21 protein-coding genes and 1 pseudogene are annotated in these 23,607 nt (G+C 72.1%); 12 read left to right on the plus strand and 10 right to left on the minus strand.

Annotated elements, in window-relative coordinates; translation table 11 throughout:
• Positions 1-73: 73 nt before the first annotated feature.
• A pseudogene (locus ACX25U_RS21875) lies at positions 74-685 on the plus strand (hypothetical protein).
• Here ACX25U_RS21875 and ACX25U_RS21880 read toward each other — a convergent pair.
• The 5 genes from ACX25U_RS21880 to ACX25U_RS21900 form a co-directional block, all read right to left on the minus strand.
• On the minus strand, positions 646-1,020 hold the full coding sequence (locus ACX25U_RS21880) for a hypothetical protein (protein WP_454382464.1): 375 nt from the start codon (positions 1,018-1,020) through the stop codon (positions 646-648). The pseudogene ACX25U_RS21875 and the gene ACX25U_RS21880 overlap by 40 nt on opposite strands.
• 19 nt (positions 1,021-1,039) lie before the next feature.
• Complete coding sequence (locus tag ACX25U_RS21885; RefSeq protein WP_454382466.1) at positions 1,040-1,543, minus strand: roadblock/LC7 domain-containing protein; 504 nt, start codon at positions 1,541-1,543, stop codon at positions 1,040-1,042.
• A 13-nt stretch (positions 1,544-1,556) separates the two neighbouring features.
• Complete coding sequence (locus ACX25U_RS21890) at positions 1,557-2,393, minus strand: MarR family transcriptional regulator (protein WP_454382468.1); 837 nt, start codon at positions 2,391-2,393, stop codon at positions 1,557-1,559.
• Positions 2,390-2,782: a hypothetical protein gene (locus ACX25U_RS21895; protein ID WP_454382469.1), complete on the minus strand. Its 393-nt coding sequence runs from the start codon at positions 2,780-2,782 to the stop codon at positions 2,390-2,392. The genes ACX25U_RS21890 and ACX25U_RS21895 overlap by 4 nt, the downstream gene beginning before the upstream one ends.
• A 170-nt stretch (positions 2,783-2,952) precedes the next feature.
• Positions 2,953-4,311, minus strand: a complete 1,359-nt coding sequence (locus tag ACX25U_RS21900; RefSeq protein WP_454394423.1) for a diaminopimelate decarboxylase — start codon at positions 4,309-4,311, stop codon at positions 2,953-2,955.
• A gap of 176 nt (positions 4,312-4,487) precedes the next feature.
• Here ACX25U_RS21900 and hutU point away from each other — a divergent pair, with 176 nt between their 5' ends.
• From hutU to hutI, 4 genes are read left to right on the plus strand one after another with little or no spacing between them, the layout of a single operon-like run.
• Positions 4,488-6,152: a urocanate hydratase gene (gene hutU / locus ACX25U_RS21905; RefSeq protein WP_454382471.1), complete on the plus strand. Its 1,665-nt coding sequence runs from the start codon at positions 4,488-4,490 to the stop codon at positions 6,150-6,152.
• Between the two features lie 59 nt (positions 6,153-6,211).
• The gene (locus ACX25U_RS21910) at positions 6,212-7,414 is read left to right on the plus strand and encodes an allantoate amidohydrolase (RefSeq protein ID WP_454382472.1); all 1,203 of its coding nucleotides are present in this window, start codon (positions 6,212-6,214) and stop codon (positions 7,412-7,414) included.
• Positions 7,411-8,760, plus strand: a complete 1,350-nt coding sequence (locus tag ACX25U_RS21915; protein WP_454382474.1) for a formimidoylglutamate deiminase — start codon at positions 7,411-7,413, stop codon at positions 8,758-8,760. Before ACX25U_RS21910 ends, ACX25U_RS21915 begins: the two co-directional genes overlap by 4 nt.
• 26 nt (positions 8,761-8,786) lie before the next feature.
• Complete coding sequence (gene hutI, locus ACX25U_RS21920) at positions 8,787-9,995, plus strand: imidazolonepropionase (RefSeq protein WP_454382476.1); 1,209 nt, start codon at positions 8,787-8,789, stop codon at positions 9,993-9,995.
• Here hutI and ACX25U_RS21925 read toward each other — a convergent pair whose 3' ends face one another.
• Both ACX25U_RS21925 and ACX25U_RS21930 read right to left on the minus strand, forming a co-directional pair.
• Positions 9,996-11,555 (minus strand): ricin-type beta-trefoil lectin domain protein, encoded by a 1,560-nt coding sequence (locus tag ACX25U_RS21925; RefSeq protein WP_454382478.1) that lies wholly within the window; start codon positions 11,553-11,555, stop codon positions 9,996-9,998.
• A 239-nt stretch (positions 11,556-11,794) separates the two neighbouring features.
• Positions 11,795-12,736, minus strand: coding sequence for an RNA polymerase sigma factor SigF (locus tag ACX25U_RS21930; RefSeq protein ID WP_454382480.1), 942 nt, complete (start codon positions 12,734-12,736; stop codon positions 11,795-11,797).
• Between the two features lie 239 nt (positions 12,737-12,975).
• On the opposite strand from ACX25U_RS21930, the gene ACX25U_RS21935 reads away from it, so the two are divergent.
• Both ACX25U_RS21935 and ACX25U_RS21940 read left to right on the plus strand, forming a co-directional pair.
• The gene (locus tag ACX25U_RS21935; protein WP_112467508.1) at positions 12,976-13,353 is read left to right on the plus strand and encodes an STAS domain-containing protein; all 378 of its coding nucleotides are present in this window, start codon (positions 12,976-12,978) and stop codon (positions 13,351-13,353) included.
• 248 nt (positions 13,354-13,601) lie between these two features.
• A complete protein-coding gene (locus ACX25U_RS21940; protein ID WP_454382481.1) occupies positions 13,602-14,150 on the plus strand; it encodes an ATP-binding protein in 549 nt (182 codons plus the stop codon).
• Positions 14,151-14,304: 154 nt separating this feature from the next.
• Here the strand turns inward: ACX25U_RS21940 and ACX25U_RS21945 are convergent, their stop codons facing one another.
• Positions 14,305-15,843: a peptide MFS transporter gene (locus tag ACX25U_RS21945; RefSeq protein WP_454394425.1), complete on the minus strand. Its 1,539-nt coding sequence runs from the start codon at positions 15,841-15,843 to the stop codon at positions 14,305-14,307.
• Positions 15,844-16,359: 516 nt separating this feature from the next.
• On the opposite strand from ACX25U_RS21945, the gene ACX25U_RS21950 reads away from it, so the two are divergent.
• The gene (locus ACX25U_RS21950) at positions 16,360-17,037 is read left to right on the plus strand and encodes a response regulator transcription factor (protein WP_454382482.1); all 678 of its coding nucleotides are present in this window, start codon (positions 16,360-16,362) and stop codon (positions 17,035-17,037) included.
• 34 nt (positions 17,038-17,071) lie between these two features.
• Positions 17,072-18,343 carry an ATP-binding protein gene (locus ACX25U_RS21955; RefSeq protein ID WP_454382483.1) on the plus strand — a complete coding sequence of 424 codons (1,272 nt, stop codon included), beginning with the start codon at positions 17,072-17,074 and terminating at the stop codon, positions 18,341-18,343.
• A gap of 642 nt (positions 18,344-18,985) precedes the next feature.
• Here ACX25U_RS21955 and ACX25U_RS21960 read toward each other — a convergent pair.
• On the minus strand, positions 18,986-19,522 hold the full coding sequence (locus ACX25U_RS21960; RefSeq protein WP_454394427.1) for a GtrA family protein: 537 nt from the start codon (positions 19,520-19,522) through the stop codon (positions 18,986-18,988).
• A 243-nt stretch (positions 19,523-19,765) separates the two neighbouring features.
• On the opposite strand from ACX25U_RS21960, the gene ACX25U_RS21965 reads away from it, so the two are divergent.
• The 3 genes from ACX25U_RS21965 to ACX25U_RS21975 are packed head-to-tail and all read left to right on the plus strand — an operon-like array spanning position 19,766 to position 22,679.
• On the plus strand, positions 19,766-20,959 hold the full coding sequence (locus ACX25U_RS21965; protein WP_454382484.1) for a 5-(carboxyamino)imidazole ribonucleotide synthase: 1,194 nt from the start codon (positions 19,766-19,768) through the stop codon (positions 20,957-20,959).
• Positions 20,956-21,486, plus strand: coding sequence for a 5-(carboxyamino)imidazole ribonucleotide mutase (gene purE / locus ACX25U_RS21970; RefSeq protein WP_454382486.1), 531 nt, complete (start codon positions 20,956-20,958; stop codon positions 21,484-21,486). Before ACX25U_RS21965 ends, purE begins: the two co-directional genes overlap by 4 nt.
• A gap of 5 nt (positions 21,487-21,491) precedes the next feature.
• On the plus strand, positions 21,492-22,679 hold the full coding sequence (locus tag ACX25U_RS21975) for a dipeptidase (protein ID WP_454382488.1): 1,188 nt from the start codon (positions 21,492-21,494) through the stop codon (positions 22,677-22,679).
• Positions 22,680-22,725: 46 nt separating this feature from the next.
• On the opposite strand, the gene ACX25U_RS21980 is transcribed toward ACX25U_RS21975, so the two are convergent.
• The gene (locus ACX25U_RS21980) at positions 22,726-23,085 is read right to left on the minus strand and encodes a VOC family protein (protein ID WP_454382489.1); all 360 of its coding nucleotides are present in this window, start codon (positions 23,083-23,085) and stop codon (positions 22,726-22,728) included.
• Positions 23,086-23,607 lie beyond the last annotated feature (522 nt).

The raw sequence follows: 23,607 nt of genomic DNA on the forward strand, positions 1-23,607 counted from the left end.
TGCCGGGACGACGAGGAGACAGCACGTGGCACGCGGAGGTCGTGCGGATCGCGGAGGTCGGGGCCTGGCCCGGGTGGCCGCCGTGGTACGGGCCGGGGCGGCGCCGCTGTGGTGGCTCGGGGTGCTCGCGGCGGGGATCGGGGTGCTGGTGCCGGGGCCGACCGGGCGCCGGATCGGTGTCCTCGCGGGGGCCGCGCTCTTCCTGGTGAAGGTGGCCGTCGTGGCCCGCGCGCGGCGCCGGCGCCATCAGGCACTCGCGCGTGGCGCCTCCCGCGCCGGACGGCACGACGTGCTCCAGGGCCGGGCGGTCGGTGTCCGGGTCTGGCGCCGGGGGCACCGCTGGTGGCTGCTGTCGGCGTTCGTGGCCGCGCCGGGCGGCTCCTTCGTCCTGCCCGCGGCCGGCAGCATGCCGCCGGCCGCGGGCAGGGGCGGGGCTGTGGCTGAAGGCCGCCTGGCTCGGCCGGCTGGAACGGTCCGGGGACGCCCCGTTGTGGGTGCACGTCGACCGGCTCGGCAGGCGCGGCGGACGCCCGCGGGCAGGACGGTCCGCGCCTACCACGCCACGGGCCTCGCGGCGGGCGACGCGGCCCCGGGCGGGGCACGTCGCCGCACCGCGGCGCTCGTCCAGTCTCCGGGGGCGCCGGATCAGACCTCCAGGTCCTCCTCGATCCTCTTCAGCTGGTGACGGGCCATCGCCAGGTTGGCCCGCTTGCCGTCGAGGACGAGGTACAGGAACAGGCCGTTGCCGCCGCGCCCGCTGATCAGGCGGATCAGGTGGTACTGGTCGGACAGGGTGATCAGGATGTCCTCGATCTGCGCCTTGAGGCCGAGGTGTTCCATGGTGCGCATCTTGGCCCGTACGACATCGGTGTTGCCTGCCGCGGCGACGTTCAGGTCGAAGCTCTTGCTGCCGCCCATCGTGCCCAGCGCCATGCCGCTGGTGTAGTCGACGAGCGCGACGCCGGTCGCGCCCTCGATGGAGGCGAGCGCTTCCTTCAGGCAGGTCTCGGTGTTGGCCATGGCGGGTCTCCTTGTTCTCTCAACTTTCGGTGGTGGTACGCGCGTTGGTGGCAGTGGTGCGTGGTGCGCGCGTGGTTCTGGTCCGTGTGGTGCCGGTCCTGGTGGCCGGTTTCGCGGGCTTCGCGGGCGCCTTGCCGGGGGCCTTGGCCGCCGCTTCGGCGTCGACCAGTTCCCCGATGCGGGCGCCGGCCCTGCGGCCCTCCAGGTGGAGGCGGCCGACGTTGACGCGGTCCTGGGCGAGCAGGGTCAGCACCGCGGTGCTGCCCGCCGCGTAGGTCGCGACATAGCCGTAGGCGCCCCGCACGAGCAGTTCGCGCAGGTCGCCCTGGCCGGTGACGTCCGCCATGCGTACGGCGACGCCGAGCGCGGCCGCGGTGAGTGCCGCCACGCTCTCCGGCTCCACGCCCGGGGTGTCGTGGGCCAGTACGAGGCCGTCGACACTCGCGGCGAGGGCGCCGGTGAGCTGGGGTACACGGGCTCTCAACCGGCGTAGTTCGTCCAGGATTTCCGGCTCGGCTGCCATCCGGTGTCTCCTCTCAAAGGGCCTCCAGCGCATCCCTGAGCCTCTTCAGCAGCGTGATGTGGGGGTCGGTGGTGTACGCCAACCGCTCGGCGAGCGTGGGTGTCTCCCCGCCGCCGGCCGGCCCGGGCGCATCCCGTGGTGCGACGAGTCCGGCGGCCGCCAGGCGCCGTACGTCCACCAGGGTGTGGAACGCCTGCCGGCCCAGCTCCCGGGCCAGGTCGGTGGCAGTGCGGGCGCCGTCGATCCGCTCCAGGAGCGCGTGCTGGCGGGGTGTGAGCTTCGGTGCGGCGGTGGCGTACGTCCGCACCAGCGGGGCGCTGTCCGGCCTGGCGTCGGGCCAGATGCGCCGCAGCAGCTCGCGCCGGCGCAGGGTCTCGCGCTCCAGGTCGGCCACCGGGACCGGCAGGACGGGGCCGAGCCGGTGGGCGATGCCGTAGCGGAAGCGGCCCGGGGCGCTGCTCGGGGCGAGCGCGAAGTAGGCGGCGTCGTACAGCGCGCCCAGGTGGCACAGTTCCAGGGCGCCCTCGGACAGATGGCCGCCGTCCAGCAGCAGGTGGGCCGCGCCGTGCCGGTCGTCGGCCCGGGCCACGGCGTCCCGCCACACCGCGGCCTCCAGCGTGCCGTGGGCGGTCAGCAGCAGCTCCAGGCCGGGCGTCAGGGGGCTCTCGGCGTGCACCACGCGGCCCTCGGCGAGGTAGAGCGTGCCGCGTTCGCGGACCAGGACGCCGGTGGCCTGTTCGGCGGCGAGCCGGGTCAGCATCGGCGATACGCCGCCCCAGGCCGGCTCGGCGGCGGCCGGCTTGCTGCGCACCGGCAACCGGGGCGGCGGCGGGGTGTCGACCACGGTCATCCCAGCACCAGCCGCTCGGCCATCTCGCCCAGGCGTATGCGGGCCAGGGCGAGGTTGCCCTCCGTACGGGTCAGCCACAGGTGCAGGAACACGCTGCTGTCGAAGGACGTGTCCACGAACCGCAGCAGGTGGTAGCTGTCGCGGTTGCTGACGATCAGGTCCTCGACCGGGGGCCGCTCGCCGTCGGGGTCCTCGGCGGAGGCGAACGCCCCGTGCTCGGCGGCCAGCCGGGCCAGTTCGGCGGCCTCCGCCGCCGTGGTCTCGTGGTCGCCGCCCGGGGACTCCCCGACGGTGCCCAGGGCAAGTCCGCTCGTCCAGTCGACCAGCGCGGCGCCTCTCGCACCGGGCAGCCGCATGGCTTCCAGTAGGCACTCGTCGATTCCGGGCACCGTTGTTCCCCTCCCGCCTGGGGCTTCGGCTGAGTGATGGAGACGCTACGCACGGTGTGCGGCGACGGCGAGGGTTACGGCATTTTCCGGTGGAACATGCGGTCGAGGGGCTAATGTGGGTCAACTGACCCGGGTTTCACACCAGATGCGCCGGGTGCGCTCGGCGTGCCTCAAGCGCGCTCGGGTGCGCGCAGGGTGGTGAGCGCCGCCGCGTGCTCCCCTCCCGCCTCCGCCACGATTTCCCGGACCGTCTGCGGCTCGCGCACGGTCGCGAAGGCGATACCTCCCGAGCCGTCCGGGGTGAAGCCGTAAATCCCGGGCCGGGGCAGGGAGTTGTAGGCGTAGTGGTGCGCGAAGTAGTAGGCGCCGGTGTCCAGCGCCGCCACGTGGTCGCCCGGTTCGAGCGGGGCGAGGGCGCGGCCCTCGGCGAGCAGGTCGCCGGCGAAGCAGGCGGGCCCTGCGACGTCCTGCACCACCTCGGGTCCCGTCTTGGGCCGCCCCTTCGCGTCGTACGCGGCGAGGCGCAGCGGCCACGCCCCCGGTACGTACACCGTGCGCGTCGCGACCTGCACGCCCGCGTGGGTCACGGCGACCGGTCGCCCGCCGGCGCTCTTGGTGTACTCCACCCGGGCCACCACCGTGCCCTGCTTGGCCAGCAGCGACCGCCCGAACTCGGTCACCAGCCCGTACCGCCCGTCGAACAGCCCCGGCACCACCTCGCCCAGCAGCCGCGCGTACTGCGCGTACGTCGGCGCGGTCGCCTCCGAGCCGAAGTTGACCGGCAGCCCGCCGCCGATGTCGAGGGTGTCGATCTGCCGCCGTCCCACGCGCGCGTTGATCTCCTCCGCGAGCGCGTACGCCTGCGCCACTCCCCGTGCCATCAGGGGGAGCGGGATGCCCTGGGATCCGGTGTGGGCGTGCAGCCTTGTCAGCCAGGGGCGGTCCAGATACGCCCGTACGACCCACTCGCGCGCGCCCTCGTCGCACAGCCCCACCCCGAACTTCGAGGTCGCCGTGGCTGTCGACAGCGCCTCGATGGAGCCCCCGCCGACCTGCGGGTTCACCCGGATCCCGAGCGGTGAGCGAGGGACGGCGGACCCCACGAGGGCGTCGATGCGGGCCAGCTCCTGAGGGTTGTCCGCGTTGACGGCGATGCCCAGCTCCAGCGCCTCGCGCAGCTCGGCCGGGGTCTTGGCGGGGGAGTCCAGGACGGTGCGGGCGGGCGGCACCCCCGCCGTCCGCGCCAGCGCCAGCTCGCCCGGGCTCGCCACCTCGGCGCCCATGCCCTCCTCGTGCAGCAGCCGCAGCACCGGCACGAGCGGGGTCGCCTTGACCGCGAAGGCGTGCAGCACCGGGGTCCCCGGCGCCGCCACCGCCTCGAACGCCGCCCGGAGCGACGCCGCCGACTCCCGGATGCCGGTGGCGTCGAGCAGGCCCACGATGGGGGAACCGGGCCCGAGCAGTCCCTGGTCCACCGCGGCCCGTACCGCCGCGTCCCGCCGGACGACCCGCCCGCGGTCCTTGTCCATGCCGCCGTCCCCCGTCCCCGTCGCCCTGTCGCTGCCTGCCGTCATGCGTCCAGCGAAACATCCGGGGTGGGCCCGTGTCGGCAGGCGGCGACGTATTGACTAGCTCTATTCATCAGGTCAGGATGTGAATAACGGCAGCAACAGCCCGCTGGGAGCAATCCGCTGGGAGGCAGACCATGTCAGGACCCCGCCCCGTACGAGCGCCGCGCGGTACGGAACCGAGCGCCCTGGGGTGGCAGCAGGAAGCCGCCCTGCGGATGCTCCAGAACAACCTGGACCCCGAGGTCGCCGAACACCCCGACAAGCTCGTCGTCTACGGCGGCACCGGCAAGGCCGCCCGCGACTGGCGCTCCTTCGACGCCATGGTCCGCACGCTGAAGACCCTCAAGGCCGACGAGACCATGCTCGTCCAGTCCGGCCGTCCCGTCGGAGTCATGCAGACCCACGAGTGGGCCCCGCGCGTGCTCCTGGCCAACTCCAACCTCGTCGGCGACTGGGCCAACTGGGAGGAGTTCCGCCGCCTGGAGGCCCTCGGCCTGACCATGTACGGCCAGATGACCGCCGGCTCCTGGATCTACATCGGCACCCAGGGCATCCTCCAGGGCACCTACGAGACCTTCGCCGCCGTCGCCGCGAAGAAGTTCGGCGGCACCCTCGCCGGGACCATCACCCTGACCGCCGGCCTCGGCGGCATGGGCGGCGCCCAGCCGCTCGCGGTGACCATGAACGACGGCGTGGCCATCTGCGTCGACTGCGACCCGCGCGCCATCGAGCGCCGCATCGAGCACCGGTACCTCGACGTCAGGGCCGACTCCCTCGACCACGCCCTCCAGCTGGCGGTCGAGGCGCGCGACGCCCGGCGGCCGCTGTCCATCGGCGTCCTCGGCAACGCCGCCGAACTCGTCCCGCAGCTGCTCGCCATGGGCGCGCCCATCGACATCGTCACCGACCAGACCTCCGCCCACGACCCGCTGTCCTACCTGCCGCTCGGCATCGACTTCGAGGACATGGCCGAGGCCACCGCCAAGGACCCGGCCGGGTTCACCACCCGGGCCCGCGAGTCCATGGCCAGGCACGTCGAGGCGATGGTCGGCTTCCTGGACGCCGGCGCCGAGGTCTTCGACTACGGCAACTCCATCCGCGGCGAGGCGCAACTGGCCGGATACGACCGGGCGTTCGCCTTCCCCGGCTTCGTCCCCGCCTACATCCGGCCGCTGTTCTGCGAGGGCAAGGGCCCGTTCCGCTGGGCCGCGCTGTCGGGTGAGGCGTCCGACATCGCCAAGACCGACAAGGCGATCCTGGAGCTGTTCCCCGAGAACGAGTCCCTGGCCCGCTGGATCAGGATGGCGGGCGAACGCGTCCACTTCCAGGGCCTGCCCGCGCGCATCTGCTGGCTCGGCTACGGCGAGCGCGACAAGGCGGGCGAGCGGTTCAACGACATGGTCGCGAGCGGTGAGCTGCGGGCACCGATCGTCATCGGCCGCGACCATCTCGACTGCGGGTCCGTCGCCTCTCCCTACCGGGAGACCGAGGCCATGCTCGACGGGTCCGACGCGATTGCCGACTGGCCGCTGCTGAACGCGATGGTCAACGTGGCGTCGGGGGCGTCGTGGGTGTCGATCCACCACGGTGGCGGTGTCGGCATGGGCCGGTCGATCCACGCCGGGCAGGTGACGGTGGCCGACGGTACGGCGCTGGCCGGCGAGAAGATCCGCCGGGTTCTCACCAACGATCCCGGGATGGGCGTGATCCGGCACGTCGATGCCGGGTACGACATCGCGGAGTCGGTGGCGGGGAAGCGGGGGGTTCGGGTGCCCATGCGTGAGGGTGACGACGGGTGACCCGGCGTTCTGGTGATGGCCGGAAGCCTGTAGCGGGCGGCGGGGGTTCCTTCCACGAGATGTGGCGGGACCTCGCTTCCATCGGACGGCACGCGGAGTCCGGTGGTTACCGCCGGTTTGCGTGGACGGCTGCCGACGCGGAGTGCCGGGCCTGGTTCAAGGAGCAGGCCCAGGGCCGCGGGCTGGCGTACGAGGTCGACCGGAACGGGAATCAGTGGGCCTGGCTCGGGGATCCCGCCCGGGGGGACGCTGTCGTCACCGGGTCGCACCTCGACTCCGTGCCGGATGGCGGGGCCTTCGACGGGCCCTTGGGTGTCGTGTCCGCCTTTGCCGCTCTCGACGAGCTGCGGAGCAGGAACGTGCGGTTCGCCCGGCCGCTCGCCGTCGTCAACTTCGGGGACGAGGAGGGCGCCCGGTTCGGGCTCGCCTGTGTCGGGTCGCGGCTGACCGCCGGGCAGCTCACCGCCGAGCAGGCGCACCGGCTCACCGACGGCGACGGGATCACGCTGCCCAAGGCGATGGAGGCCGCCGGGTACGACCCCGACGCCATCGGGCCGGACCCGGAGCGCCTCGCAGGGATCGGGGCCTTCGTCGAACTGCACGTCGAGCAGGGGCGCGCCCTCGACCTCACCGGGGAAGCCGTCGGTGTGGCCGACGCGATCTGGCCGCACGGGCGGTGGCGGTTCGACTTCCGGGGTGAGGCCAACCACGCGGGTACCACCCGGCTCGCCGACCGGCGCGACCCGATGCTGTCGTACGCCGAAACGGTGCTCGCCGCCCGGCGCGAGGCCACGCTCGCCGGTGCCGTCGCCACCTTCGGCAAGATCGCCGCGGAGCCGAACGGCGTCAACGCGATCCCCTCCCTGGTGCGCGGCTGGCTCGACTCCCGTGCCGCCGACCAGCAGACCCTCGACACCGTGGTCAGCGGTATCGAGAAGGCGGCCCGCGAGTACGCCGCGGCGCACGGCGTCGATCTGGACGTGGTGCGCGAGTCCTTCACGCCCGTGGTCGAGTTCGACCACGCCCTGCGGGACGAACTCGCCCGCATCCTGGGCAAGGACACCGGCCTGACGGTGCCCGTTCTCGGCACGGGCGCGGGACACGACGCCGGAATCCTGTCCGGGACCGTTCCGGCCGCCATGCTGTTCGTGCGCAACCCCACCGGTGTCTCGCACTCCCCGGCCGAGTTCGCCGCCGAGGACGACTGCCTGGCCGGGGTACGCGCACTCGCCGACGTACTGGAAGGACTGGCCTGCGCGTGACCCCCACTCAGCAGACGCGGACGTACTGGCTGGAGCAGGCCTGGCTCGGCACGCACGTCGAGCCGGGCGTGGCGCTCGACGTGCGCGACGGTCGCATCGCGGCCGTCCGCACCGGCGTGCCCGCCCCGCCACCGGGAGCCGAACCCCTCCGGGGGCTCACGATCCCCGGCCTCGCCAACGCGCACAGCCACGCCTTCCACCGGGCCCTGCGCGGCACCGTCCAGGTCGGCGCCGGCACCTTCTGGACCTGGCGCGAGGTCATGTACACCACCGCCGACCGGCTCACCCCGCATAACTACCACGCGCTGGCCCGCGCGGTGTACGCCGAGATGGCGCTCGCCGGGATCACGGCCGTCGGCGAGTTCCACTACGTCCACCACGCGCCGGGCGGCTCCCGGTACGCCGACCCGAACGCGATGGGCGAGGCCCTGATCGAGGCCGCCGCCGAGGCCGGCATCCGCATCACCCTCCTCGACACCTGTTATCTGTCCTCCGGCTTCGGGCAGCCGCCCGACACCCACCAGCTCCGCTTCTCCGACGGGACGGCCGAGGCCTGGGCCGAACGCTGTTCAGTTCTCGGGGAACGGGATCACGCACGGATCGGTGCCGCCGTGCACTCCGTACGGGCCGTGCCCGCGCGGGAGCTGGCGACGGTCGTGCGGTGGGCCGAGGAGCGGCGGGCCCCGCTCCATGTGCACCTGTCGGAGCAGACCGCCGAGAACGACGCCTGCCGGGCGGCCCACGGGTGCACCCCGGCCCGGCTGCTGGCCGACCACGGCGTCCTCGGCCCGCGCACGACCGGCGTGCACAACACCCACCTCACCGACGAGGACATCGACCTCATCGGCCGCTCCGGCACCGGCACCTGCATGTGCCCGACCACCGAGCGGGACCTGGCCGACGGCATCGGCCCCGCCCCGGCCCTGCAGCGCGCCGGCTCGCCGCTGTCCCTCGGCTCGGACAGCCACGCCGTCGTCGACGTGCTCGAAGAGGCCCGCGCGATGGAGCTCGACGAGCGGCTGCGCACCCGCGCCCGCGGCCACTGGACGGCCGCCGCCCTGCTGCGGGCCGCCACCGCCGACGGTCACGCGGCCCTCGGCTGGTCCGACGCGGGCAGCCTCACCCCCGGCGCCCTCGCCGACTTCACGACGATCGCGCTGGACTCGGTCAGAACAGCGGGGACGCTGCCCAGGCTCGGCGCCGAGACGGCCGTATTCGCGGCGACGGCAGCGGACGTACGCCATACGGTCGTGGGCGGCCGGCACGTCGTACGGGACGGCGCCCACACCCTCGTACCCGATGTGCCGTCAGCGCTGGCAGAGGCCGTCGAAGCCCTGCGCGGCTGAATCCCACCGTCGACGCCGAGGACACCATGAGCAGCACCGTCATCACCAACATCGCCACGCTGGTCACCAACGATCCCTCCCTCGGATGGGGGTCCCCCCGCTCGAGCACGTTCGAGAGTGGGGGAAGGACTCCTCTCGGACTGGTCCGGGACGCGGCCGTCGTCATCGACGGCGACCGCATCGCGTGGACCGGTGAATCCAGGAAAGCACCCGCCACTGACAACCGGGTCGACGCCGGTGGCCGGGCGGTGATCCCGGGCTTCGTCGACTCCCACTCCCACCTGGTCTTCGCGGGCGACCGCACCGAGGAGTTCAACGCCCGTATGTCCGGCCGGGCCTACAGCGCGGGCGGTATCCGCACCACGGTCGCCGCCACCCGCGCCGCCACCGACGCGGAACTGGAGGCCAACCTCACCCGTCATCTCGCCGAGGCCCTGCGCCAGGGCACGACCACGTTCGAGACGAAGTCCGGATACGGGCTGACCGTCGACGACGAGGCCCGCGCCCTGCGCATCGCCGCCCGCCACACCGACGAGGTCACCTACCTCGGCGCGCACATCGTCCCCCCCGACTACGCCGAGGACCCGGCGGCGTACGTCGAACTGGTCACCGGCGAGATGCTCGACGCCTGCGCGCCGTACGCCCGCTGGATCGACGTGTTCTGCGAGAAGGGCGCCTTCGACGGCGACCAGGCCCGTGCGATCCTCACCGCGGGCAGGGCCAGGGGCCTGCACCCGCGCATCCACGCCAACCAGCTCACCTATGGCCCCGGCGTCCGGCTCGCCGTCGAACTCGATGCGGCCAGCGCCGACCACTGCACCCACCTGACGGACGCGGACGTCGACGCCCTGGCCGACGGCAACACGGTCGCCACGCTGCTGCCCGGCGCCGAGTTCTCCACCCGCGCCCAGTGGCCCGACGCCCGGCGCCTGCTGGACGCCGGTGTCACGGTCGCACTCTCCACCGACTGCAACCCGGGCTCGTCCTTCACGTCCTCGGTGCCGTTCTGCATCGCGCTTGCCGTACGGGACATGGGCATGACCCCCGACGAGGCGGTCTGGGCGGCGACGGCGGGCGGCGCGAAGGCCCTGCGCCGCGACGACGTGGGCCGGCTGACCCCCGGTGCCCGTGCCGACCTCGCCGTCCTCGACGCGCCCAGCCACGTCCACCTGGCCTACCGCCCGGGCGTCCCCCTGGTCACCCAGGTCTGGCGGAAGGGCGTGCGCGAGGTCTGATCAGGCGTCCCCCGCCCGCCACCGCTGCGTCGTGCCCCCGGTCAGCGGGTTGAGGGAGAGGTAGCCGTCGGCGTTCGGGGTGAGGCCGGTCGCGATGGCGACGGCCGGGCGGATCACGCCGTCCGGGTCGACGGTGAACGTCAGGTTCCGGCCGTTCCTGCCCTCCACGGAGGAGCACTTCCAGATGCCGACGCCCTTCTCCACGGAGCCACGGCTGTCGAGGCAGAAGTCGGGGTCGGCCGCCGACTGCAGCACCCCGCGGTAGGAGTCGACGCGCCAGCGCTGGGTGGCCGCGGACCCGCACGGGGCGGTGACGACGTCCGTGCCGTTGTCGAAGTCACCGGCCACGTCCAGGCAGCGGCCCGTGGCGACGTTCACCACCTGGGCGTAGGACGCGCCCGGCGGATACGCGGGCGTGGGCTTGGGCTTGGGGGTGGGCTTCGGCTTCGGACGCGCCGTCCTGGAGGGGCTCGGCGTGGGCTTGGGCGAAGGAGGACGGGAGGTCGCGGAGGGCGAGGGCGACGGCGGCGTCGCCGAGACGGTCGCCGTCACCGTGACCTCCACCGGCGGAGTGGGTGTGGTCGCCGCGCCCGCCGCCTGCTGGTGCTGGGGAGCGCCGCCCGAGGTGACCAGGAACAGCAGCAGCGGCGCGAGGGCCACGCCGAGCGCTGCCGAGGCCAGCATGTAGCGACGGGAGGGCGGCCAGGCGGCGGCCCGCGCGCGGGCGCCCGGGCGCGGTTCGGCCGACCGCCGGGTGACGTATGCGGTGCCCCCCCAGGGGAGCAGGCCCTCGGCCGACGCGGTGCGCGGGTGGTCGCGCAGGGCGGACTGCTCCTCGAAGGCGGCGGTGCAGTGACCGCAGTGCGCCATGTGGGTGTGCAGGTCGAAGCTGGGACGGGGGTGGTCGGGCCGTACCGCCTCCTCGATGAGCCGGCGGAAGTCGCCGCAGTGCGGGTCGTCGGAGGCGGCGAGGCGGGACCGCAGGGAGGCCTGGGCCATCGCCTTGAGCGCCTGCGGGACGCCGTACGCCACGTCCTGACGGCCGACGCCGAGGAACTTGGCGGTCCGGTCCTCGGGCTCCTGCTCCACGGCCCCGTACCAGAGCAGGCCCTGGGTGCGGGTCGGCAGCGACTGGAAGGCGGCGAGCAGGGGCGGTACGGGGCCCTCGGGGCGGGCCGTGTTCAGGACCAGCAGGAGCCCGGCGTCCACACCGCCGGACCGCTCGTCGCGCGCCCAGGCGGCGGCCAGCCGGGCGGTCAGCAGCAGCAGGTGCAGCCGGACCGGGACGCCGGGGTCCACGCCGCGTGCTGTCTCACGGGCGGCGAGGGTGAACGCCTGCGCGGCGAGCTGCCGTGCGGCCGACTCGCTCGTGGTGCACTGCCGGGCGTAGGCGAGGACGGAGGGGAGGTGGCGGGCGCGCAGTTCCTGCAGTGCCGGATAGACGGTCGGTGTGTCGGCGCCCAGGAGCCCGGTGAGCCGCGCGTCGGACGCGCCCTCGTACGGTCCGCCGCCCGCGTCCCCGGTCTCGACACCGTTGTCGGCACCGTCGGCCCGAGCCATGCACCCGCCTCCTCGCACCCCGGCGTCGATCTCGGCGCCCTCGCCGGACTCCTGACGTACCGGCCAGTTTGGGGGTGACCATAGTGGTGCAAGGGAGCCCGTGGGGAAAGACGTTTCCCGGGGTAACCAGCGGGGCGCCGACGGCTTTTCGGTAAATGCCCTGTACGGCGTGGAGACGGCCGGAACGCGGCCCGCCCGGCGCCGCTTCCGGCACCGGACGGAGGCGTCCTGTCACCCCGTCACTCCTCGAGCGTCAGCCCCTTGCGCAGCCGCCCGAGCGTGCGCGACAGCAGTCGCGAGACGTGCATCTGCGAGATGCCCAGCTCCTCGCCGATCTCCGACTGGGTCATGTTGGCCACGAACCGCAGGGACAGGATCTTCCGGTCCCGGGAGGACAGTTCGGCGATCAGCGGCTTCAACGACTCGACGTACTCGATGCCTTCGAGCCCGTGGTCCTCGTACCCGATGCGGTCCGCCAGGGCGCCCTCGGAGTCGTCCTCCTCGGGCTGTGCGTCCAGCGAGGAGGCGGTGTACGCGTTCGAGGCGGCCATGCCCTCGACCACCTCGTCCCTGGACAGACCGAGATGCCCGGCGAGTTCGGCCACCGTCGGCGCGCGGTCCAGCCGCTGGGCCAGTTCGTCACCGGCCTTGGCGAGGTCCAGGCGCAGCTCCTGCAGCCGGCGCGGGACGCGCACGGACCACGAGGTGTCGCGGAAGAAGCGCTTGATCTCGCCGATGATGGTTGGCATCGCGAACGTGGGGAACTCGACGCCACGGGAGAGTTCGAAGCGGTCGATCGCCTTGATCAGGCCGATGGTGCCGACCTGGATGATGTCCTCCATCGGCTCGCTGCGGGAGCGGAAGCGGGAGGCGGCGAACTTGACCAGCGCGAGGTTGAGTTCGACGAGCGTGTTGCGGACGTACGAATATTCGTGGGTGCCTTCCTCGAGGGACTCCAGCCGCTCGAAGAGGGTCTTGGACAGGGCCCGGGCGTCGTCCGGGGCCACTTCGTCGTACGGAGGGATGTCCGGAAGTCCGGCCAGTGGGGCCGGTGTGGCCTGATCGGCCCGCTCGGCGCGTACGTCGTGAAGCTCGATGGGATCCAGGTGCTCCGCTGGGGATGCCGACGTCGCCCTCTGGGTATGCGATGCGTCGAGCCGGGGTGACATGATGTCCTCCATCGTTCTCGGCATATGGCTGCCGAAGCCAATACGTGCACTGCGGTGTGCGGCGCCTCCAAAGCCGGCCGTGTCGGGTACGGGTCTCTACTAGCCCTACCCGCTTTCCCAACACTGCCGCAAGTGCATTACGTGAGGGTATGTCCGTTTATGTGCGGTTGTCGGGTGTCGAAGTGGTGGCAGAAGCAGTAGTGTTCGAGGGCATCAGTCATCGGATCAAGACCCCGGGAGAGAGAGACGGCATGGACCGCGGGACGGTCGGCAGCGCACAGTCGGGCCGGCTTCTGGTGGAGGTGCGGCAGGAGGGCTCCAGTGCCGTCGTGACTCCGGCGGGCGAGCTGGATCACCACACGGCCGACCTGCTGCGCGAACCGCTCGAGGAGTGCCTCGCCAAGGGGCGCTCGCGACTGGTGGTGGACTGTTCACGCCTGGAGTTCTGCGACTCCACGGGTCTGAACGTGCTGCTGGGCGCGCGGCTGAAGGCGGAGGCGGCCGGAGGCGGTGTGCATCTCGCCGGGATGCTGCCGGTGGTGGCTCGTGTGTTCGAGATCACGGGGGCCGATGCGGTCTTCAGCGTGCACGACACGCTCGAGGACGCCCTGGCCGACGAGGCCGGCTGAGCCGGCCGCCGGATCGTCGACGTGCCCCTTCCGGACTCCCGCGACCGGCGCGCACCGGGCGTCACGCCCCACGCGCCGAAAACGGGGGTGTTCCACCGGATCGGTCGGGCAGGAGACAACCTGAGTGGATCGGCCGCCCGCACGGGATCCGGCGACCGGGGTTCTGGCGTGTGTACGGATGTACCGACCGTGTACGTGTGAAGTGACTTTTGAATCGTGAACTGGTGAATCGGTGAGGTGAAGCGCTGATGAGCACCACCCGGCCTTACTCGCCGGGCGACCGCGGCCCGGAGCCCAGCGGCGCTTCCGGGGCGTCCGAGGGGGGCGTGCCGGCGGGAGGGGCGTCCACAGGGGGTGCGACGGCCGTGCCGGCGGTCCCGTCGGGGGGTCGCCAGGTCCGCAGGCTGAGCTTCGACGGCCAGAGCGGCGTCGTGCCGCTCGCCCGCGACTTCACCCGTCAGGCGCTGCACGCGTGGGGCTGGCTGCCCGCCGCGACCGCCGACCAGCGGGCCGCCGCCGAGGACGTGCTCCTCGTCGTCTCCGAACTGGTCACCAACGCCTGTCTGCACGCCGAGGGCCCCGACCAGCTGGAGATCACCTGTGACAACAAGGTGATCCACATCGAGGTCTCCGACCGCGGCACCGGCCAGCCCGCCCCGCGCACCCCGCACCGCGCCGGCCGCCCCGGCGGCCACGGCATGTTCATCGTCCAGCGACTGTGCCTGGACTGGGGGGTCGTACGCACTCCTGGCGTCATGGGCAAGAGAGTGTGGGCCGAGCTGGGGGCGCCCGCCTGAGCCGGCCGGGGGCGACCGGGACTTCTTTCGTCACGCGTTCCACGGGTCGTACGACTCCGGCCAGGAATTCCACGGGCTCCGCGTGACACGCCGAAGGGCCACCACATCCTCGGATGTGGTGGCCCTTCGGCGTGTCGGCCGGACCGGCCAGGGCTCAGCGCACGTCGCCCATCAGGGACTTGACCTTCCGGCGGTACATGTAGACCGCGAACCCGGCGAGGACGGCGAGGACGGCCTCCACGGCGACCGCTCCCGTGCCACTGAGGTCGACCCCGGCCACGGCGGGGTTGGACAGCAGGCCGGTGATGGAGTCGCCCGCGGTGACCGCGAGGAACCACACGCCCATCATCTGGCTGGCGTACTTCGCCGGGGCCATCTTGGTCGTCACCGACAGGCCGACCGGGGAGAGGCACAGCTCGCCGACGGTCTGGATCAGGTAGATGCCCACCAGCCACATCGGGCTGACCAGTGCGTCGCCCGTGGCCATGCCCAGCGGCAGCAGGAAGAAGAAGAACGAGACGCCGATGAAGAACAGGGCGGCCGCGAACTTCGCGACGGTGCTCGGCTCCTTGCCCTTGCGGTTCAGCCACAGCCAGAACCAGGCGAAGACCGGGGCCAGGGCCATGATGAACACCGGGTTCAGCGACTGGTACCAGGAGGACGGGAAGTCGAAGCCCAGCAGCGAGCCGGAGGTCTTGGTCTCACCGAACGCCTGGACCGTGGAACCGCCCTGGTCGTAGATCATCCAGAAGACGGCGGCCGCGACGAAGAACCAGATGTAGCCGGTCATCTTGGACTGCTCGACGTCCGACAGCTCCTTGTCCCGCTTGATGCGCAGCAGGACGCCGGCCGGGATGACCAGACCGATCACGGTGAGCGGGATCATCGCCCAGTTCAGGGTGAAGTGGCCGCTGAAGCCGACGATGCCGTAGAAGACGGCGGCGACGGCGAGCCAGATCAGACCCTTGCGCAGCCAGGAGGCGCGCTCCGCGGCGTCCAGCGGCTTGGGTACGACGCTGCTCTGCGGGTTCAGGTTCCGGGTGCCGATGAGGAAGGCCGCGAGGCCGATCGCCATGCCCACGGCGGCGAGACCGAAGCCCAGGTGCCAGCTGACCTGCTGACCGACGGTGCCGATGATCAGCGGGGCGAAGAAGGCACCCATGTTGATGCCCATGTAGAAGATCGTGAAGCCACCGTCGCGGCGCGGGTCGTCCGGGCCGTCGTAGAGATGGCCGACCATGGTGGAGATGTTGGCCTTCAGCAGGCCGGAGCCGAGCGCGACCAGCGCCAGACCGGCGAAGAAGGGCGCCTGTCCGCCGGGCACCGCCAGCACCGCGTGACCCGCCATGATCGTCACGGCGGCGATCGTCACCGTCTTGCGGGGACCCCAGACGCGGTCGCCCAGCCACCCGCCGGGCATGGCGAGCAGGTACACCATCGACAGGTAGACGGAGTAGATCGCGGTGGTGGTGGCCAGATCCATGCCGAGCCCACCGCCCATGCTCCCCTTCTTGGCGTCGGGACCGCCGGAGAGCAGGTAGACGACGAGAAGGGCGCGCATGCCGTAGAAGCTGAAGCGCTCCCACATCTCGGTCATGAAGAGGGTGGCCAGGCCGCGGGGGTGGCCGAAGAAGGTCTTCTCGGAACCGGGGGTGCCCGGATGGACCGAGTCCTTCGTCAGGCTGGACGCCATGGTCGTTCCTTGCTGGTCGGGACGCGCTCCGATCAGCGGACACGCGCCCGGTGTGGGGGCGGCCGGCACCGGCGGGGCCGAGGTCCACCCCACGCCCAGGGGGAGCCCGCTCCAGGTCATGAAGCGGCGGACGACGGCCACCGGGATCCACACCTCTGCCCGTGTCGACACGCGTAGAGGCCCGGCCCTAGGTCATTCCTTTCCGGGCCGGCCGGGGCCGACCCGCACGCAAAAAGGACCTTCAGCGTCGAAGTGAGCGCCAAAGGTCCGCTGCGTGCTACAGGCGTTCAACTCACCATACGGCAGTACAGTGCCGGATATGGAAGGACTTGAGACATGGATCACAAGGGACTGGGGACTCCTGTCCGCCCTTTCCAAGGTCCATGCGGAGCCCCGTCAAGGATCACACTCCGCGCCTGTTGGTCCATACCATTGGGCGGGAAGGTAAGAAGCCCGCTCGACGATCACACCGCAGCACCGCCCCAGCAGACGGCGCGGGCGGACTACCATCGGTTCATGACCCGTGTACTGCTCGCCGAGGACGACGCGTCCATCTCGGAGCCGCTGGCCCGCGCACTGCGCCGGGAAGGTTACGAGGTCGAGGTGCGTGAGGACGGACCCGCCGCGCTCGACGCCGGAATGCAGGGCGGTGTCGACCTGGTCGTGCTGGACCTCGGGCTGCCCGGCATGGACGGCCTGGAGGTCGCCCGCCGACTGCGCTCCGACGGCCACACGGTGCCCATTCTGATCCTGACCGCGCGCGCCGACGAGGTGGACACCGTCGTCGGTCTCGACGCGGGCGCCGACGACTACGTCACCAAGCCCTTCCGGCTCGCCGAACTGCTCGCCCGCGTCCGGGCCCTGCTCCGGCGCGGCGCCACCGAGCCGCAGCAGCCGCCCGCCACACACGGTGTGCGCATCGACGTCGAGTCCCACCGCGCCTGGATGGGCGACGAGGAGCTGCAGCTCACCGCCAAGGAGTTCGACCTGCTCCGGGTGCTGGTGCGGGACGCGGGACGGGTCGTCACCCGCGACCAGCTGATGCGCGAGGTCTGGGACACCACCTGGTGGTCGTCGACCAAGACCCTCGACATGCACATCTCCTGGCTGCGCAAGAAGCTCGGCGACGACGCGGCGAACCCCCGCTACATCGCGACCGTGCGAGGCGTCGGCTTCCGCTTCGAGAAGAGCTGAGCCCCGCCGCCGGGCCTTCGTCAGGTAGGAGGACATGCGCCGTCGACTGATCCAGTCCACGCTCGCCGTGGTGCTCGTCGTGATCGCCGTCTTCGGTCTCTCCCTGGTGATCGTCGAGACCCGCACGATCAGCAACAGTGCCCAGGAACGGGTCGACTCCGAGGCGGTCAGGCTGGCCAGCATCGTCGACAGCCGGCTGCTCGGCGCGGAGACCGTCAACGCGGAGGTCCTGCGCGACCAGGTGGCCGGCGGCCAGTACGCCGTGATCGGCATTCCCGGACAGCGGCCCATCGAGGTCGGCAGCAAACCGTCCGGCGACGTGATCCACTCCATGGCCAGGGGCGAGCGGGGCGAGACCGTGCGGGTGGAGGAGTCCCGCTCCTCGGTGACCCGCGAGGTCGGCCGCACGCTGCTGATCATCGGCCTGGTCGCGCTGCTCGCGGTGGTGGCCGCGGTGCTGCTCGCGGTCCGCCAGGCCAACCGGCTCGCCTCCCCGCTGACCGACCTCGCCGAGACCGCCGAACGCCTCGGCTCCGGCGACCCGCGCCCCCGCCACAAGCGCTACGGCGTCCCCGAGCTGGACCGGGTCGCGGACGTGCTCGACGGCTCCGCCGAGCGCATCGCCCGGATGCTGACCGCCGAGCGGCGCCTGGCCGCCGACGCCTCCCACCAGCTGCGTACGCCGCTGACCGCGCTGTCCATGCGTCTGGAGGAGATCACCCTCACCGACGACCCGGACACGGTGAAGGAGGAGGCGAACGTCGCCCTCACCCAGGTCGAGCGGCTGACGGACGTGGTGGACCGCCTGCTGACCAACGCCCGGGACCCGCGCACCGGCTCCGCCGTCTCCTTCGACCTCGACGAGGTCATCCAGCAGCAGATCGCCGAGTGGCGCCCCGCCTACCGCAGCGCCGGTCGCGCCATCGTCAGCTCCGGCAAGCGGCACCTGCGGGCCGTGGGCACGCCGGGCGCGGTCGCCCAGGTGCTGGCCGCGCTGATCGAGAACTCCCTCATGCACGGCGGCGGCACGGTCGCGCTGCGCACCCGCGTGACCGGCAACCAGGCGGTCGTGGAGGTCACCGACGAGGGCACCGGCGTCCCCGCCGACCTGGGCGCCCGCATCTTCGAGCGCACGATCAGCGGACGCAACTCCACGGGCATCGGCCTCGCCGTCGCCCGCGACCTCGCCGAGGCCGACGGCGGCCGCCTGGAACTCCTCCAGACCCAGCCCCCGGTCTTCGGTCTGTTCCTCTCCCGCACCCCGCCACCGAAGAAGCAGGCGCAGCAGCAGCCGACGGTACGCTGACCCGCGCGCACCGACGACGAACGGGCGGACGGCATGGGCGGGCACGCCTCGTCCGACGAGGGGCTGAAGGCCGCCCGGCTGTCCCTGCGGCGCCCGACGGCGGGCTGAAGACCGCCCGGCTGTCCCTGCGGCGCCCGACGGCGGGCGCCGTCCTCGCGATCCACAGCGACCCGCCGCGTGCGCCCGCAACCCTTCCGGCGCCCTCACCGAGCGGACGGAGGCCGAGCGGCTCCACCTGCGCCGGGACGACCAGGGGCGGCGCCACGGCTACGGATACCGGGTGGTCCGGCACCTTGGCGCGGCCCGCACGCCGGGGCTTCTGCGGGGTCAGGCCCATGGACCTGGCGGGCCTGCGGATCCTCGGCCCCTTCCACCGCTTCGACCCCGCCGCCCGGGGCCGGGGCCTGGCCGGCGAGGCCGCGACGGCGGTCGTGACCTGGGCGGATCGGCGGGTGCCGCGGCTCCCGTGGTCGCCCGGATCCGTCCGGCCAACACCGCTTCCCGGCGCGTCGCGCTCCGGGCCGACCCGGTCCGGGCCGCACACCTCGGCGGCCCCGGTGAGGACGGCCTCGACCGGATCTCCGCGACGAACCTCCCCGGCGGCACAAAGCCCCGACAGCCCGGCGGCAGGGGTGGGGGCCGCTAGCGGAAGGCCCTCTGCTGCGGCTTCTCCGATTCGGCCTGCAGGATCGACTCCACGCCCGCCACGGCGTCCCGGGCCGGCAGGGCGCGGAACACCCAGGTGCGGTAGGACCAGAAGCGGAACAGGGTCGCGATACCGATGCCGAGGAACTTGAAGAAGTTGTTCTGCAGCGGGCTGCCCCAGCCGAAACCGTACGTCGCCAGGTACAGCACGCCGTTCTCGATCACCAGGCCGACCACGCTGAACAGCAGGAACAGGGTCAGCTCCCTGGTACGGCCGCTCTTGTCGCGGTCCCGGTAGGTGAAGTACCGGAAGCCGATGTAGTTGAAGATGATCGCGACGACCGTGGCAATGACACTCGCGCGCACCACCTGCAGGCCGGTCACCTGCCGTACCAGGTTGAACACGAGCAGGTTGACAAGGAGTCCCGCTCCGCCCACCGCGCCGAACTTGGCGACCTCGCGCCACAGCCGGCCCACGCGCCTGCGCAGCGCGCCGCGAGGTACCGGTTGAAGCCCTGATGAACCATGGCCCATGGTCGTGCAGGCCCCCGTCTCGGTCGGTGTCTCGGTCGGTCCAGTCAACTCCGCCATGCTAACCAGCGCTCCGGGCCCGCGCCCGTGGACGGGCTTCCAGCCGGGGAACGGGTCGGAAAGAGCCCTGGAAATGGCAGGAAAGAGACGTCGGAACAACCGGTAAGAGCGTCGGTGCGCATGTCAGTGCGGGCTCCGACAGGCGCCGAATCCGGCCGGCGTGGCGCGGCCGATACTCTTGGAGGCGTGACATTCCCGGTTGTCGGCATGGTCGGCGGTGGCCAGCTCGCTCGTATGACGCACGAGGCGGGCATCCCGTTGGGCATCAGGTTCAAGCTTCTCAGTGACACCCCCCAGGACTCCGCGGCACAGGTCGTGAGCGACGTCGTCGTCGGCGACTACCGCGACCTGGAGACGCTGCGCGCGTTCGCGCGGGGCTGCGATGTGATCACCTTCGATCACGAACACGTCCCCACCGAGCATCTGCGGGCCCTGGAGGCGGACGGCATCCCCGTGCGCCCCGGCCCCGACGCGCTCGTGCACGCCCAGGACAAGGGCGTGATGCGCGCGCGGCTCGACGCGCTCGGCGTGCCCTGCCCGCGGCACCGGATCGTGACCGATCCGCAGGACGTGGCCGCGTTCGCGGCGGAGCTCGAAAGGGGCGGGCACGAAGTGCCCTCCGGCAAGGGCGGTGGTGGGCGACGGGCGGGCGGCTTCCCGGTCGTCCTCAAGACCGTCCGCGGCGGCTACGACGGCAAGGGCGTGTGGCTGGTGAACTCCGTCGAGGAGGCCGCCGAACCGTTCCGCGCCGGCGTGCCCGTCCTCGCCGAGGAGAAGGTCGACTTCGTCCGGGAGCTGGCCGCCAACGTCGTACGCTCCCCGCACGGCCAGGCCGTGGCCTACCCGGTCGTGGAGTCCCGTCAGGTGAACGGCGTCTGCGACACGGTCGTCGCACCCGCCCCCGGCCTGGACGAGAACCTCGCCCTGCGGGCCGAGGAGATGGCGCTGCGGATCGCCAAGGAACTCGGCGTCGTCGGCCACCTCGCCGTCGAGCTGTTCCAGACCCGCGACGGCCGTGTCCTCGTCAACGAGCTGGCGATGCGCCCGCACAACTCCGGCCACTGGTCCATGGACGGCGCGATCACCTCCCAGTTCGACAACCACCTCCGCGCGGTCCTCGACCTGCCGCTGGGCGACCCCCGCCCGCGCGCCGAGTGGACGGTCATGGTGAACGTCCTCGGCGGCGACTTCCCCGACATGTACTCCGCGTACCTGCACTGCATGGCCCGCGACCCCCAGCTGAAGATCCACATGTACGGCAAGGACGTGAAGCCCGGCCGCAAGGTCGGCCACGTCAACACCTACGGCGACGATCTGGACGACGTGCTGGAGCGCGCTCGTCACGCAGCCGGCTACCTGAGAGGCACCATCACCGAATGAGCCCTGTTGTTGGCATCGTCATGGGGTCGGACTCCGACTGGCCCGTCATGGAGGCCGCCGCCGAGGCGCTCGACGAGTTCGAGATCGCCTACGAGGTCGACGTCGTCTCCGCACACCGCATGCCGCGCGAGATGATCGCCTACGGCGAACAGGCGGCGGGCCGCGGGCTGAAGGCCATCATCGCCGGCGCGGGCGGCGCCGCCCACCTGCCCGGCATGCTCGCCTCCGTCACCCCGCTGCCGGTGATCGGCGTGCCCGTTCCGCTGAAGTACCTGGACGGCATGGACTCCCTGCTGTCGATCGTGCAGATGCCGGCCGGGGTACCCGTGGCGACCGTGTCCGTCGGCGGTGCCCGCAACGCGGGCCTGCTCGCCGCCCGGATCCTCGCCGCGCACGACGAGGAACTGCTCGGCCGGATGCGGGAGTTCCAGCAGGAACTGAACGACCAGGCCACCGAGAAGGGCAAGCGGCTGCGTGCCAAGGTCGAGGGCGCGGCCGGCGGTTTCGGCTTCAACTCCGGGAAGTGACGCCGATGACGGCACTGGAGGAAGCCCGGGAGCTGCTGCGCGAGTTCCCGGTCGTCGACGGCCACAACGACCTGCCCTGGGCGCTGCGCGAACAGGTCCGCTACGACCTCGACGCCCGCGACATCGCCACGGACCAGGGCGCCCATCTGCACACCGACATCCCGCGCCTGCGCGAGGGCGGCGTCGGCGCCCAGTTCTGGTCGGTGTACGTCCGCGCGGACCTGCCCGACGCGGTGCCCGCGACGCTGGAGCAGATCGACTGCGTACGGCAGTTGATCGCGCGCCACCCGGCCGACCTGGCTCCCGCGCTGACCGCCGCCGACATGGAGGCGGCGCGGGAGCAGGGCCGTATCGCCTCGCTCATGGGCGCCGAAGGCGGCCACTCCATCGCCAACTCCCTCGGCACGCTCCGGGGGCTGTACGCGCTCGGCGTGCGCTACATGACCCTCACCCACAACGACAACGTGCCGTGGGCGGACTCGGCGACGGACGAGCCGGGCGTGGACGGTCTGTCGGCCTTCGGCCGCGAGGTGGTCCGCGAGATGAACCGCCTGGGCATGCTGGTCGACCTCTCCCACGTGGCCGCCACGACCATGCGGGACGCGCTGGACACCACCGGCGCGCCGGTGATCTTCTCCCACTCCTCCGCGCGGGCCGTGTGCGACCACCCCCGCAACATCCCGGACGACGTGCTGGAGCGGCTGCCCGCCAACGGCGGGGTGGCGATGGTGACGTTCGTCCCGAAGTTCGTCCTCCAGGCCGCCGTCGACTGGACGGTCGCGGCCGACGAGAACATGCGCGCCCACGGCTTCCACCACCTCGACACCACCGCCGAGGCGATGAAGGTCCACCACGCCTTCGAGGAGTCGAACCCGCGCCCCGTCGCCACCGCGGCCACGGTCGCCGACCACCTCGACCACATGCGCGAGGTCGCCGGCATCGACCACCTCGGCATCGGCGGCGACTACGACGGCACGGCCTTCACCCCCGACGGCCTCAGGGACGTCTCCGGTTACCCGAACCTGATCGCGGAACTCCTGGACCGCGGCTGGTCGAAAACCGACCTGGCCAAGCTGACCTGGCAGAACGCGGTACGGGTCCTGGGCGCCGCGGAGGACGTCGCCCGCGACCTGCGGGCCACGCGCGGCCCGTCCAACGCGACGATCCGGGAACTGGACGGTCTGGACGGCTGAAGCCGCTACGGCTGCCCGGGACCGGGCGTACCGCGACGCGGCCCTGTCAGCAGGCGCACAGGCAGAACGGGTGTCCGGCCGGGTCGGCGTAGACCCGGAAGCTGCGCGTCCGGTCCGTCGCGTCCAGCGGGCGTGCGCCGAGCGCCAGGACGCCCTTCTCCGCCGCGTCCAGGTCCTCGACGTCCAGGTCCAGGTGGAACTGCTGCGAGCCGTCCGCGGCGGGCCACTTCGGCGGCACGTGGTCCGGTGCCTTCTGGAACGCCAGCGCCGGCCCGCCCGGCACCTTCAGGTCCACCCACTCGCCCTCGTCCTTCACGGTCCCGCCGAGCACCTCGGCGTAGAAGCCGGCGAGCGCGCGCGGGTCGGGGCAGTCCAGGACGACGACACCCAGCTTGGCGAGAGCCATGACTTCCTCCTCGTGTGATGGTTACCCGTTGTAGGCGAGTATCCGGTAACTGTTACCGCATCTCCTATACCGGGTAGCGATGCGACCGTATGCGCGAGGTGCCGTCGCCGGCATGAGTTGAGAGATCGCCCGCGTCGGGGGCCTGGCTCTGGCGGAGTCCTCGGTGAACACGCTGGACATCGAGACGGGCACCGACTCGCTCGACACGCCGGATGGCCGGGCGCACCTCGGGATCTCGGAGGTGGAACCGCTACGGGCGCGCGAGCTGCGCGAGCGAAGAGGCGGTGCTACCGCGCACTTGCTCGGTGCTCCACCCTTCAGGGTGGAGATGAAGGGCATTCTGGTACCGGCGGCCCGGCGGGCCGCAGCGACACCGCTAAAGTCGCCTTGCCCGACGACGTAGTCGGCGGACCTACCGCCGGACGGGCGGGAAGTGAAGCCTGTGGAGACCTTGTCAGACCACCCTCACGGGCGGCAGGGGTCGATGAAGCAGGAACCCGAGGGAGCACCGCGGAGCGGTGC

It is taken from the genome of Streptomyces sp. JNUCC 63 (assembly GCF_054366325.1).

Coding starts and splice junctions, on each gene's coding strand:
- ACX25U_RS21880 (WP_454382464.1), bottom strand. CDS start 1,020: ATGGCCAACACCGAGACCTGCCTGAAGGAAGCGCTCGCCTCCATCGAG.
- ACX25U_RS21885 (WP_454382466.1), bottom strand. CDS start 1,543: ATGGCAGCCGAGCCGGAAATCCTGGACGAACTACGCCGGTTGAGAGCC.
- ACX25U_RS21890 (WP_454382468.1), bottom strand. CDS start 2,393: ATGACCGTGGTCGACACCCCGCCGCCGCCCCGGTTGCCGGTGCGCAGC.
- ACX25U_RS21900 (WP_454394423.1), bottom strand. CDS start 4,311: ATGGACAAGGACCGCGGGCGGGTCGTCCGGCGGGACGCGGCGGTACGG.
- hutU (WP_454382471.1), top strand. CDS start 4,488: ATGTCAGGACCCCGCCCCGTACGAGCGCCGCGCGGTACGGAACCGAGC.
- ACX25U_RS21910 (WP_454382472.1), top strand. CDS start 6,212: ATGTGGCGGGACCTCGCTTCCATCGGACGGCACGCGGAGTCCGGTGGT.
- hutI (WP_454382476.1), top strand. CDS start 8,787: ATGAGCAGCACCGTCATCACCAACATCGCCACGCTGGTCACCAACGAT.
- ACX25U_RS21925 (WP_454382478.1), bottom strand. CDS start 11,555: ATGGCTCGGGCCGACGGTGCCGACAACGGTGTCGAGACCGGGGACGCG.
- ACX25U_RS21930 (WP_454382480.1), bottom strand. CDS start 12,736: ATGGAGGACATCATGTCACCCCGGCTCGACGCATCGCATACCCAGAGG.
- ACX25U_RS21935 (WP_112467508.1), top strand. CDS start 12,976: ATGGACCGCGGGACGGTCGGCAGCGCACAGTCGGGCCGGCTTCTGGTG.
- ACX25U_RS21940 (WP_454382481.1), top strand. CDS start 13,602: ATGAGCACCACCCGGCCTTACTCGCCGGGCGACCGCGGCCCGGAGCCC.
- ACX25U_RS21945 (WP_454394425.1), bottom strand. CDS start 15,843: ATGGCGTCCAGCCTGACGAAGGACTCGGTCCATCCGGGCACCCCCGGT.
- ACX25U_RS21950 (WP_454382482.1), top strand. CDS start 16,360: ATGACCCGTGTACTGCTCGCCGAGGACGACGCGTCCATCTCGGAGCCG.
- ACX25U_RS21955 (WP_454382483.1), top strand. CDS start 17,072: ATGCGCCGTCGACTGATCCAGTCCACGCTCGCCGTGGTGCTCGTCGTG.
- ACX25U_RS21960 (WP_454394427.1), bottom strand. CDS start 19,522: ATGGGCCATGGTTCATCAGGGCTTCAACCGGTACCTCGCGGCGCGCTG.
- purE (WP_454382486.1), top strand. CDS start 20,956: ATGAGCCCTGTTGTTGGCATCGTCATGGGGTCGGACTCCGACTGGCCC.
- ACX25U_RS21975 (WP_454382488.1), top strand. CDS start 21,492: ATGACGGCACTGGAGGAAGCCCGGGAGCTGCTGCGCGAGTTCCCGGTC.
- ACX25U_RS21980 (WP_454382489.1), bottom strand. CDS start 23,085: ATGGCTCTCGCCAAGCTGGGTGTCGTCGTCCTGGACTGCCCCGACCCG.